An 11,442-nucleotide genomic window follows, 5' to 3' on the forward strand; every position below is an offset into this window, starting at 1 on the left:
TGAAAACCGTTTGCGAACTATAATCATTTCTATAATCATTTCACTCCTTCGGAGTTATTTTGAATATACTTGGAGGCAACATGCAATACGTCAATCTCGGCAAAAGCGGATTAAAAGTCTCACGGCTGTGTTTGGGGATGATGACCTACGGCTCAAAGAAATGGCGCGAGTGGATATTGGATGAAAACGAAGCGAAGCCATTTATCAAACGCGCATTAGACGCAGGCATCAATTTCTTTGACACAGCAGATGTTTATTCCACGGGGGAAAGTGAACGCATTACAGGCAATTTACTAAAAGACAGTAAACGTGAAAATATTGTCGTCGCCACAAAAGTCCATGGTCAAATGAGCGATGACCCCAACGACCGCGGACTCTCCCGTAAGCACATCATGGATTCAATTGACAACTCGCTCAAACGTCTGCAAATGGATTACGTGGACTTGTATCAAATCCATCGCTGGGATCCAAATGTGCCCATCGAAGAAACCATGGAAGCGTTGAATGATGTTGTACGCGCGGGCAAGGCTCGCTATATTGGCGCGTCATCCATGTTTGCGTGGCAATTCATGAAAGCACTGCATGTTTCAGAAATGAACGGCTGGACAAAATTTATATCCATGCAAAATCACTACAACCTTGTGTATCGTGAAGAAGAACGCGAAATGATTCCACTCTGCAAAGATCAGGGCATTGGACTCATCCCGTGGAGCCCGATGGCGCGCGGATTTTTTGCGGGCAACCGCAAACGCGGCGGAGGCGGCGAAACAGCCCGCGCACAAAGTGACCCATTTGCAAACGAGCTTTATTTCCGCGACGAAGATTTTGTCATTGCCGAGCGTGCGGCGGAAGTGGCAAAGAGTCACAACGCGACGGCTTCACAGGTGGCATTGGCCTGGGTGTTGAGTAAACCCCATATCGCCGCACCCATTATCGGGTCCAGTAAGATCGGGCATTTGGATCAGGCGATTGCCGCTTTGGAAATTAAATTGTCAGACGAAGAGATCAAACGACTCGAAGAGTCCTATCTGCCGCATCCAATTTTGGGGCATTCATAAATGTTCATCCGCATTCTTTATTACGGATTCAGAGTCTACTGTTTTATCTTTCGCCCGATCCGCATAGGAGTGCGGGTGATGATGATTCAGGACGAAAAGGTTTGGCTGGTACGTCAGACGTATATACCCGGCTGGTTCATGCCCGGCGGCGGATTGAAAAAAGGCGAAACACTTGATGAGGCAGCGCGCCGTGAAGCACGGGAAGAGACTGGCGCGGAGCTTGGCGAAGTTACTTTGATGGGCGCGTACTCAAATTTCACAGATTGGAAAAGCGACCACAACATTGTTTTTATCTGCACTGATTTCACAGTCAAAAGCAAACCGGATGCTGAAATTGCCGAGTTGAAATCTTTTGCATTAAGCGAATTGCCCGATGACATCTGGCCCGGTCATCGCCGCCGTTTGCAGGAATATCAGGCTGGGATTAAAAATCCGCAATTTGGGAAATGGTAAAAATATGAATCTACTTTGGAGTCTCTTTCTTGTATTCTCCCGTGTTGCCCTTTTCTCATGGGGCGGCGGACCTGCTTCGATGGGATTGATGCAGCGTGAGTCGGTGAATATGGGCTGGGTCACCACCGAAGAATTTGCAGATGCGCTCGCATTAGGGAATGCCCTGCCCGGCCCAATCGCGCCGCAGGTTTCAGCTTATATCGGCTATAAAATGGCAGGGACCTGGGGCGCGGTCTCGGCAGTCTCCGGCACAATTTTGCCCTCAACCGTTTTGATGATGGTGATGGTCATCTTTTTCTTTGGCATCAAAGACAGCCCGAATGTAGCGGCCATGTTAAAAGCAGTGCGCCCGATCATTGTCGGCCTGCTATTATGGACGACCTATGTGATGGCGGCATCAGTTTTCAACGTCAGTAAATTAGGTTGGGGAAATGGCCTGACCCAGAATTGGGATAAGGTTATCATTGCCATTGTCGCATTTGCATTGCTCACACTGACCGAGATCAACCCGGTCTGGCTGGTAATCGTGGGCGCCATCCTCGGTTTTTTTGTCTATCGCTAAAGGAGAAACTCATGCTTAAGAACTTACCGTCCACGCCCGATGCCATACTCGCAATGGAATGGAAAGACTACGAAACTCATTTCAAAGCCCTGCAATCAACTGAATTAACATCAGAAAATGTCAACGATTGGCTGCTGGGATGGTCTGACCTTGCAGACCGGCTCGACGAGCAATACACACGTCTCTTCGTTGCCACTACTCAATTTACCGAAGATAATGAAATCGAAAAGAGATTTAATCATTTTGTTGAAGCCATTCAACCGCAGGCGCGGACCGAAGAACAAAAATTAAAAGAAAAGATACTTGCAAGCGGTTTACAACCCGCGAACTTCAAAATGGGCTTAAAGAAGATGCGAGCCGAAGCGGATATTTTCAGGGAGGAGAATCTCGAACTGCTGGTTGATGAGCAAAAGTTAAATGCTGAATACAACAAGATTATCGGCTCACAAACCATGCTCTGGAACGGAGAGGAACGTACGGCCTCTCAAATGTATCCGCTGCTTCAGGAACAGGACCGTGCCATCCGCGAAAAAGCATGGCAGATAATGACCGAAGCGCGTCTTAAAAACCGCGATGCCATTAATGATCTCTGGAAAAAATTCATGGCGGTGCGTTTAAAGATTGCCGCCAATACAGATATGCCCAATTATCGAAGCTATGCCTGGGCGCAAAAATTCCGTTTTGATTATTCTCCTGAAGACTGTAAAACTTTCCATAAAGCCATTGAAGAAGTGGTCGTGCCCGCTGCCCGGCGGATTTACGAAAAACGCCGCGAAAAACTGGGGATTCAATCTGTCCGCCCGTGGGATCAATTTGTAGATATTTCCAACGCAGATCCACTGAAGCCGTATCAAACGATAGACGAGCTCAAATCTAAAGCGAAGGATATTTTCTCGAAGGTAGACCCGCAATTTGGTAAATACTTTCAGACCATGATCGACGAAGACCTGCTCGATCTCGACAGCCGCAAGAACAAAGCACCCGGCGGCTACAATTTAATTTACGGCGTCAGCCAGCGGCCGTTCATTTTCATGAACAACTCGGATACGCATGGCGATGTAATTACCCTCCTGCATGAAGGCGGACACGCCTTTCACGCATTTGAAGCCGGAGTGGTTCCCTATTTTCACGAACGCTCTGAAAATTATGTCCCGGCTGAATTCGCAGAAGTTGCCTCAATGGCCATGGAATTACTCGCTTCACCCTACATTACAAAAGAACATGGCGGTTTCTATACAGAAGCCGAAGCCGCACGCGCTCGCCTTGAACATCTCGAAGGCATTATCACTTTCTGGCCCTACATGGCGCAGGTGGATGCTTTCCAACATTGGATCTATGAAAACCCGCTGGATAGCTCAGACCCAATTCAATGCGAAAATAAATGGGGTGAACTATGGGATCGCTTTATGGCCTACGTTGATTACAGCGGGCTTGAGGATGCAAAGAAAACATACTGGCATCGTCAGTTACACATCCACACCTCTCCTTTCTATTATATTGAATATGGGATCGCGGAATTGGGCGCGGTGCAGGTCTGGGCGAATGCGCTCAAAGACCAAAAGCAGGCAGTTGCAGAATATCGCAAGGCGCTGGCGCTTGGATCCACCGTCTCTTTGCCGGAGCTATTCGAAGCCGCAGGTATAAAATTTGCCTTTGATTCAAAGACCCTCAAGACCCATGTGGACTTGATCGAAGCGGAAATGGAAAAACTTGAAAAGCTCATAAATTAACGAGAAAAAGGCATGGAAATGACCCATGCCTTTTTCGTTTGGTAAAATTACACTCAAGTCTTTCACTGGAGGATTCTCGTGGCTGAAACACTAAAGATCGTTATCCCGATGGCGGGTTGGGGAACCCGGATGCGTCCGCATACGTGGAGCAAACCAAAGCCGCTGGTAAGTGTGGCGGGCAAAACTTCACTTGAGCATTTGCTCGATATGTTCAAAACTTTGCCAGACCCTGAAAACACAGAATATGTTTTCATTCTCGGCCCTTATCTGGGCGAGATGCAAATTCCCCATTTATCAAAGAACATTATCCTGATCTCAAAGCCCATTTCGTTGTGCAGCATGAAATGAAGGGACAATCGCACGCACTGGCTTTGGCACGCGAATATTTAAGCGGGCCGATGATCATCTGTTTTTCAGACACGTTGATGGAAACAGATTTCTCATTCCTCGCCCAGGAAAAGTCTGATGGCGTGGCGTGGGTCATGCCGGTTGAAGATCCGCGCCGCTTCGGGGTGGCGGAGGAAGGTGCTGACGGCTGGGTGAAGCGTTTTATTGAGAAGCCGCAAAGCATGGATAATAATCTGGTGGTGGTGGGTTGTTATTATTTCAAGAGTTCAGAGCAATTGCTTTCTGCGATTGACGATCAGATACAGCGCGGCGTGATGTTGAAGAATGAATATTTTCTAACCGATGCCATTTCGATCATGATCGAAAGCGGAGCGAAAGTCCGCACGAATCGGATCAGCACCTGGCTGGATACGGGAACCATAGAAGCCACGCTGGATACGAACAAGATGCTGTTGGAGAAGCTCGGTACACAAAGCAAACAAGCAGACAGGTATGCAGGTAGACAGGTAAAGGTAATTGAACCTTCATTTATTCACGCTACTGCTGAAATTGCGAATTCAACCATCGGGCCTTATGCCTCAATTGGGGAAAACTGCAAAATAGAGAACTGCCAGATCGCGGAGAGTATTCTCGAGCCGGGTAGTGAGATCAAGGATGCGGCGCTGAGTCGCTCATTGATCGGCAGGCAGGCCAACGTTAAAGGAAGAGGCGATGGTCACGTCATGCAGTTGAATATCAGCGATACCAGTTCGGTCATTCTTTAAGTCCAGATGATGATCGAGTACGTTTCAGATACTGAATATGCGGATTGTCCGCTTTCGTTGGTGTGGCAGGGACGCCGCTATGAGATCGCTGAAATTTTTGCGCGCTGGCATGGACCCGGTGAAAAAGGGTTCCGTGTGAAAACAGAAAACGGTTTCGCTTTTGAATTAACATATCAGGAATTTTCAGACGACTGGCACGTTCAACCCATATAGGAGGCTCAATGCAGGAAATAAGTGAAGTACAAAGACTCTCAAATCGTGTGGCGGGATTAAAGCCGAGCGGTATTCGCAAGTTTTTCGATATCGTGGCGACCATGAAAGATGTGATCTCGCTTGGTATTGGCGAACCGGATTTCACCACGCCCAAACCGATCCTTGATGCGGGCATTCGCTCGCTGCAAAATGGCGAAACGCATTACACATCCAATCAGGGAAAAATGGAATTGCGACAGGGTGTGGTAGACAATTTGCAGAAGCTATACAATGTGAAATATGACGCCGCGCGTGAAGTGGTTGCAACCGTCGGTGTTTCTGAGGCGTTGTATCTGACCTTCACTGCAATTTTGGAACCGGGCGATGAGGTGATCATTCCGACCCCGTGTTTTGTTTCCTATCAGGCCGAAGTGATCCTGGCGGGCGGCGTTCCTGTTGAAATTCCTGCGCGGCTTGAAAACGATTTCACCATTGACCCTGATGATATTCGTAAGGCCATTACACCGCGCACAAAAGTTATTTTTATTGGTTATCCCTCGAACCCGACAGGCGCCGTGGCGCCGCGCGAAGTGATGGTGGAAATTGGAAAGATCGCGGAACAATATAATCTGATCGTTGTTTCCGATGAAATTTATGATCGTCTCGTTTATGACTTTGAGCATGTCTGCTTCCCCGCTTTGGATGAAAGCCTGAGACGCCGCACCGTGTTGCTGGGTGGTTTTTCAAAAGCCTATGCCATGACCGGCTGGCGCATCGGCTATGCCTGCGGACCTGAAGATATTATTCAAGGCATGGTGCGTATTCATCAATATACGATCATGTCTGCGCCGACCACCGCACAGGATGCCGCTATCGAAGCCTTGAAATCTGGCGAACCGCATGTGCAGGAAATGGTGACCGAATACGATCGCCGCCGCCGGTTACTGGTCGCTGGCCTCAATCGACTCGGCCTTTCGACCTTTGAGCCGCGCGGCGCTTTTTACACATTTCCGAATGTCAAAGCCTCCGGCATGGACGATGAGACTTTCGCTGAGACTTTGTTGAAAGAGGAAGGTGTGGCGGTTGTGCCCGGCAATGCCTTCGGCCCCGGCGGCGAGGGATTTGTCCGCGCTTGTTATGCAACCGAATACAGCAAGATCGAAGAAGCCTTGTATCGCATGGAACGCTTCATGAGCAGGCACGGATAGGAATTGGTGAATGGTAGGGGCGGGTCTTGTGCCCGCCCTTTTTTATTTAACATACCTTATATTTTAAAAATCAACACATCAGGTGAGACCATGAAAATTGAAAAATTTAATTCTCCGCTTGTATCTGTCCAATGGCTGGCGGATAATTTTGAAGCAGAGAATCTTGTCATTTTGGATGCGAGTATGAAACCGGTTGGAGCAGCCAGCAGCGCTGACTCAACCGAAGAAGCGTCCTGCATCAAAGGTGCGCTGCGTTTTGATTTCGACAATGATATCCGCGAGAAAAATACAGACCTGCCACACATGATGCCGTCTGCGGAATTCTTTACAGATGAAATGCAAAAGCTGGGAATTAACAAAGACAGCGTTGTCGTGGCCTATGATTATGTCGGCGTGTACTCAAGTCCGCGAGCGTGGTGGATGTTCCGCGCCATGGGACATGCTGCGCATCAAGTGGCTGTACTGGATGGCGGTCTGCCTGCGTGGAAAAAAGCGGGGTTGCCTTGTGAAACGCAGGCAAAGAAAGCAGCCGAAAAGCGTGGAAATTTTGAGGCGCACCCGCAAGCCGGATTGTTCTGTGATTCAGCACAAGTCCTCGAAGCGCTCTCTGATCCGCGTTTTGCGGTAATGGATGCACGCTCCGAAGGACGTTTCAAAGGTGTGGACCCTGAGCCGCGAGCCGGTCTGCGCAGTGGACACATGCCGAATGCGTTTAACCTGCCATTTGCAAATACGGTCCAGGATGGTTTCATGCTTTCCCCCGCAAAACTTGACGCCCTGTTTTCAAACATGGTAAAGAAGGATCAGAATTTAATTTTCAGCTGCGGATCGGGTGTTACTGCCTGTGTCACAGCTTTGGCAGCAGAACTGGCTGGCTATCCCAGGGTCACAGTCTACGATGGTTCGTGGAGTGAATGGGGTTTGCCCGGTGATCTGCCTGTTACAAAAGAATAAAATTCAATCAATAAAAAAGCAGGGCAAGGAAATCCTTGTCCTGCTTTTTATATCCAGAAATATTATTACTTTATGGTTGGACAGCTTCCACAGCAGCGGCGATATCTTCAAACGAAGGGATATATCCGGGCGTGATGATAACGCCATTAACGAAGACGGTGGGCGTGCCTTCGACGCTCATCTCAACCCCAAGGTCGAAGGAAGCCTGAACTTCTGCAGCATAGCGGTCTTCATCGATACAGGCTTGAAAATCTTCGGTGTTTAATTTTAGCGCAGTTGCAAATTCCATAAGACGCGCAGGAGCGAATGCACCCTGATTCTCTCCATTCCAATTGGCGAACAAGACATCGTGATATTCCCAGAATTTTCCCTGCTCGTTGGCACACAAGCTGGCATTCGCGGCGCCTCTTGATTCTTTTGCGGCACTGTTCGTGTCTAAAAACGGGTAATTATGGAAAATATAATAAGCCTTGCCGGTTGCCACCAATTTCTCAAGGACAAGCGATTCTATCTCTTCACTGAACTGCACACAGGCCGGGCACTGAAAATCTTCAAACACTTCGATTTTTGCCGGAGCGGTTATCTCTCCCAGCATTAACCCGTCGCCCACCGGCCGGGTCACTGCCTCAGGCACAACAACTTCCGCCCCGGATTTTGCATTGGGCAATATCAATGCGACTGCGATAAGCAATGCACCGACTACAATCGCTCCAATGGTAAGCATACGCGAGCGATTATTATTTGCGCGGCGCCTTTGACTCTTGCTCATTTGTTTGGTCATGATCTTTTCCTTATGTTCAAAATGTGAGCGTTCATTTTGCCACGTGGCAGGCGATTTGTCAAAAAGCCGGGGAAACAAGAAACCGGCGACCTTCTCAAAGCTATCTATATTTAATGATAAAAAATACCCGTGGAGAATGCCACAGATACCCGCAGAATCAGTCACATGGAAGGTGTAGCCGAGATGATCTCTTGATTGCGTTGAAGTATAACAATCCGAAATTAGACTGGTAACTGAATTGACGAAAGAAAAAAAAAAAATTTGAAAAAAAAAAAAAATGAAAGAAAATATTAAAATAAAATAAAAAAAAAATAATTACAAAAAAGAAAAAAAAAAAAAAAAAAAGAAAAAAAATGAAAGAAAAATAAAAAAAGAATTAAAAAAAAAAAAAAATAAGAAGGGAAAATGTTAAAAAAAGAGTTTGAAAAAAAAAGAGAAAAAAAAAAGAAAGTTTATATTTGTTTGAGATGGAAATGAAAAGAAAAAAAAGTTAAAAAATTTTGAAAAGGAGACCGGTAACCCCCATACCCCATGGACATTGTCCCAGCTTGATAGCGGACTTCGCCCCAAGCGGTATATCTCGTCTCTGAGATGACTCCGCCTGTGGCGTTGGTGATTAATGAGGTGCTTCCGAGGTGGTTAGTCAATATGTAGGTGAGGATGTTATCTTTACGCATCGCGATTTCATAAATCAATAACGGAAGATAAAGCTAAAAACATTATGTAATAAATGCAAAAATATACTTGGTGTAATTGATTTTGCACGTGACGTGAGAAAGCCCAACAATATACTTATAAGTGGCAGGAAAATCCAGAAAATAATTGGTTCAAGGTAAAAATGGAACGACCAAAACAAAAACGATTGAGTGTATATTATCTTATTTTCTGTAAATCCAAAATCTCGCAAGAGTTTCCACAAAAACCCTCTAAACAGAAATTCGTCCACCATTACAAAAGGAGGATTAGCCCAAAAAAATGCATCAATAAAAACCGTATTACTTACAAACAATTCTGCCTTTTGAATAACAATAAAATAGATAAAATCCAAAACTAACAAAACAACTAAGTATATAATGAAACCTATATTACTTAGTTCACCTCTTGCAAAACGGCTCCTGCTTGAAAAAAGTACGCTAGTACTCAATATTGTTACTACCCCTAAAAGAATGCCAAACACTAAAGGCACAAGGAAAGAATAGACAAAACCTAGCGCAACAAATATCCCCATAAATTTTTTTGTCAACATTGATTTTGTACAGATCACTTTTATTCACCCACAACGTGATCGAAATCAAACTGTATGACACACATAGAAAAGCGTTCTCCTCAGTTGGGCATTTCCGATTTTCCCAGACCAATAAACAACAATGGAAATTAATAACCTCCATATCAACAAAAAGAATAAGGAAACACAAGCTAGGTTATTTGGGGTAATTTTTTTTAGCATATTATCCATATAATATCAATCAATATTAAAAAAGAAAAGTAGTTGAGTAATCAATTGCTGACTACTCAACTAAAGCATCTTTATTGATACTGTGTCGGTCCAAATTGGTATTGCGGTGGCATTAACGGGTTGTTCATAAGATAGGGCAAGGGCATCGGAGGGATAATACCAATATTATTGGTGAATCCCAACCATCCTTTAACAATTTGAGTGACCACTTGTCCACCAAAAAGATAATCCGCTACTTTTGGACCATTAGTTACTCCAACACCAATAACTAATTTGAAATATATTTCCACCTCGATTAAGCTATCAAGCATTGCTTGTGAAAAAGCTGGATCAACTTTAAGACTCGGAATACCAAACACTGTATCAGCCCCTGGTCTAGCTTCTTCCATTATATTTTGTAACACCTCACTTGTTGGTTGCGGAGTGCTGGTAGGTGACGGAGTAGATGTAGGTTGTATCTGTTCTAAACAGGAAATAGCTCCATTTTGGCACTGAGAAGCATTGTATGTCACCTGTGCCGATATCTGTGTTGCGCAATTATTACTAGGTGATGAACATTGTGTTGATGTAGCCGTTGGCGTCCTCGTTGGAGTGGGCGTTGGTGTTGGTGTCCTTGTTGGAGTAGACGTTGGTGTCGGTGTCCTTGTTGGTGTTGGCGTAGGTGTATAGCCCGGGCAATGTCCGTTGCCATCTTCGTCCTCACAAAGATGTCCTGTGGGGTCAGTTGCATTAACTGGCGAGTTGTTCACATAAGCATATCTATCCCAAGCTTGAACTCCTTGATTTTGTGGAATTATGCTATCCGCTTGGGCGAAACGTCCCAACACAGGGTCATACCAACGCGCATTATAGTACATGAGTCCGAAGTCCGCGGTGTTGCTGTACTGTCCAGTGTATGTGTAACCCGTGGACATTGTCCCAGCTTGATAGCGGACTTCGCCCCATGCAGTGTATCTCGTCTCCGAGAGGACATTGCCCGCAGAATCGGCTATCAGGCTTGTGCTTCCGAGGTGGTCAGTCAGCATGTAGGTGAGGATGTTATTTTTACGCATTGCGATGCGTTGAGTCCCAGCGAAGTAGTATTTGGTCACGACTCCATTGGTCACCTCATAGTGATTGCCGACGAAGTAGGTGGTCACGCCGCCGATGACTGATTTTACACGTTGTCCATTGCCATCGTAGGTGAAGGTGGCTTTGGCGAAGGCTAGTTAGCGTTTCAAGTACCTACGGCGTTCTTTAGTTCAAATTTATCATTGGCATGTTTTGAGGGGGAGTAAACAGGAGCTATAATACTTCACGTGTGCGAGAGAAAAAGAAACATTTGCTTTGCAGTATTTCATAAAAGTTTACTACTTGATTAAATTAGGGTATGCGACAATCCCATTATCATAAAAAACTAATATTAGGTCGGGTGTAGTTATTGGCGACCATATTGACTCTTAGAATTTTCCCAGTAAGTCCTTGAATCTTTGCTTTTATTTTAGCAATTTTGTGCCGTTGTTTTATCGATTTTGTATAAAAAGCCAGCGTCTGATATGTAAATAAAATCACCCACTATTACAGGGGACTTGAACACGTCCACTGGTTTCACTTCCCATAAAACATCCCCGGTTTTCTTGTTTAGTGCTACATTTTATTCCCAAAAATATATGCTTTCATTGTCATATACGATTTCCATGTTATTCAAAAAAGAAATCGTAAGGAGGCGTCACACACCAATCGCTTTTCATATTTTTTAAATTCAATGATGAAAAAGCGCATTCCCCAGAATCGAAGACGATAAGTAAATGGTCATTATCCAAAGAATAAGCATCTACATTGCCATTCAAATTATAAGATACAAGCGTCTGCCCATTGTCGGTTTCGTACAAGGCAAGCGCCTGAAAAAGTTCCTAAGATTATTTTCTTTTCATATGGAAATAGTTTCAACCCAGTT

Annotated in this window: 12 protein-coding genes; 9 read left to right on the forward strand and 3 right to left on the reverse strand. The window is 45.5% G+C overall.

The window, feature by feature from the left end; all coding sequences use genetic code 11:
- The first annotated feature begins 80 nt into the window (after nucleotides 1–80).
- The 9 genes from IPL71_RS19740 to IPL71_RS19780 all read left to right on the forward strand — a co-directional run bounded on the left by IPL71_RS19740 (nucleotide 81) and on the right by IPL71_RS19780 (nucleotide 7,269).
- Entirely contained in the window at nucleotides 81–1,058 is a 978-nt protein-coding gene (locus tag IPL71_RS19740) for an aldo/keto reductase (protein ID WP_345324594.1), read from the forward strand.
- Entirely contained in the window at nucleotides 1,059–1,511 is a 453-nt protein-coding gene (locus IPL71_RS19745; RefSeq protein WP_345324596.1) for an NUDIX domain-containing protein, read from the forward strand. It begins immediately after the preceding gene.
- Between the two features lie 4 nt (nucleotides 1,512–1,515).
- Nucleotides 1,516–2,073, forward strand: a complete 558-nt coding sequence (locus tag IPL71_RS19750; RefSeq protein ID WP_345324598.1) for a chromate transporter — start codon at nucleotides 1,516–1,518, stop codon at nucleotides 2,071–2,073.
- Between the two features lie 11 nt (nucleotides 2,074–2,084).
- Nucleotides 2,085–3,803, forward strand: a complete 1,719-nt coding sequence (locus IPL71_RS19755; RefSeq protein WP_345324600.1) for a M3 family oligoendopeptidase — start codon at nucleotides 2,085–2,087, stop codon at nucleotides 3,801–3,803.
- Nucleotides 3,804–3,881: 78 nt separating this feature from the next.
- Nucleotides 3,882–4,151, forward strand: a complete 270-nt coding sequence (locus IPL71_RS19760) for a hypothetical protein (protein WP_345324602.1) — start codon at nucleotides 3,882–3,884, stop codon at nucleotides 4,149–4,151.
- On the forward strand, nucleotides 4,148–4,915 hold the full coding sequence (locus tag IPL71_RS19765; RefSeq protein ID WP_345324604.1) for a sugar phosphate nucleotidyltransferase: 768 nt from the start codon (nucleotides 4,148–4,150) through the stop codon (nucleotides 4,913–4,915). The genes IPL71_RS19760 and IPL71_RS19765 overlap by 4 nt, the downstream gene beginning before the upstream one ends.
- Nucleotides 4,916–4,921: 6 nt before the next feature.
- Nucleotides 4,922–5,128, forward strand: coding sequence for a hypothetical protein (locus IPL71_RS19770; RefSeq protein WP_345324606.1), 207 nt, complete (start codon nucleotides 4,922–4,924; stop codon nucleotides 5,126–5,128).
- Between the two features lie 8 nt (nucleotides 5,129–5,136).
- Nucleotides 5,137–6,315 carry a pyridoxal phosphate-dependent aminotransferase gene (locus IPL71_RS19775; RefSeq protein WP_345324608.1) on the forward strand — a complete coding sequence of 393 codons (1,179 nt, stop codon included), beginning with the start codon at nucleotides 5,137–5,139 and terminating at the stop codon, nucleotides 6,313–6,315.
- Nucleotides 6,316–6,405: 90 nt separating this feature from the next.
- Nucleotides 6,406–7,269: a sulfurtransferase gene (locus IPL71_RS19780; RefSeq protein WP_345324610.1), complete on the forward strand. Its 864-nt coding sequence runs from the start codon at nucleotides 6,406–6,408 to the stop codon at nucleotides 7,267–7,269.
- Nucleotides 7,270–7,339: 70 nt separating this feature from the next.
- Here IPL71_RS19780 and IPL71_RS19785 read toward each other — a convergent pair whose 3' ends face one another.
- The 3 genes from IPL71_RS19785 to IPL71_RS19795 all read right to left on the reverse strand — a co-directional run bounded on the left by IPL71_RS19785 (nucleotide 7,340) and on the right by IPL71_RS19795 (nucleotide 10,645).
- Nucleotides 7,340–8,050 carry a DsbA family protein gene (locus IPL71_RS19785; RefSeq protein WP_345324611.1) on the reverse strand — a complete coding sequence of 237 codons (711 nt, stop codon included), beginning with the start codon at nucleotides 8,048–8,050 and terminating at the stop codon, nucleotides 7,340–7,342.
- 691 nt (nucleotides 8,051–8,741) lie between these two features.
- A complete protein-coding gene (locus IPL71_RS19790) occupies nucleotides 8,742–9,314 on the reverse strand; it encodes a CPBP family glutamic-type intramembrane protease (RefSeq protein WP_345324613.1) in 573 nt (190 codons plus the stop codon).
- A 263-nt stretch (nucleotides 9,315–9,577) separates the two neighbouring features.
- Complete coding sequence (locus IPL71_RS19795; RefSeq protein ID WP_514130821.1) at nucleotides 9,578–10,645, reverse strand: RHS repeat domain-containing protein; 1,068 nt, start codon at nucleotides 10,643–10,645, stop codon at nucleotides 9,578–9,580.
- Nucleotides 10,646–11,442 lie beyond the last annotated feature (797 nt).

The sequence above is a fragment of the Candidatus Villigracilis proximus genome (assembly GCF_016717045.1).
Lineage (GTDB): Bacteria > Chloroflexota > Anaerolineae > Anaerolineales > Villigracilaceae > Villigracilis > Villigracilis proximus.

Bases quoted from the DNA above. Each gene is read 5' to 3' on its own strand.
- IPL71_RS19740 (WP_345324594.1), top strand. From the start codon at position 81: ATGCAATACGTCAATCTCGGCAAAAGCGGATTAAAAGTCTCACGGCTG.
- IPL71_RS19745 (WP_345324596.1), top strand. From the start codon at position 1,059: ATGTTCATCCGCATTCTTTATTACGGATTCAGAGTCTACTGTTTTATC.
- IPL71_RS19750 (WP_345324598.1), top strand. From the start codon at position 1,516: ATGAATCTACTTTGGAGTCTCTTTCTTGTATTCTCCCGTGTTGCCCTT.
- IPL71_RS19755 (WP_345324600.1), top strand. From the start codon at position 2,085: ATGCTTAAGAACTTACCGTCCACGCCCGATGCCATACTCGCAATGGAA.
- IPL71_RS19765 (WP_345324604.1), top strand. From the start codon at position 4,148: ATGAAGGGACAATCGCACGCACTGGCTTTGGCACGCGAATATTTAAGC.
- IPL71_RS19770 (WP_345324606.1), top strand. From the start codon at position 4,922: ATGATGATCGAGTACGTTTCAGATACTGAATATGCGGATTGTCCGCTT.
- IPL71_RS19775 (WP_345324608.1), top strand. From the start codon at position 5,137: ATGCAGGAAATAAGTGAAGTACAAAGACTCTCAAATCGTGTGGCGGGA.
- IPL71_RS19780 (WP_345324610.1), top strand. From the start codon at position 6,406: ATGAAAATTGAAAAATTTAATTCTCCGCTTGTATCTGTCCAATGGCTG.
- IPL71_RS19785 (WP_345324611.1), bottom strand. From the start codon at position 8,050: ATGACCAAACAAATGAGCAAGAGTCAAAGGCGCCGCGCAAATAATAAT.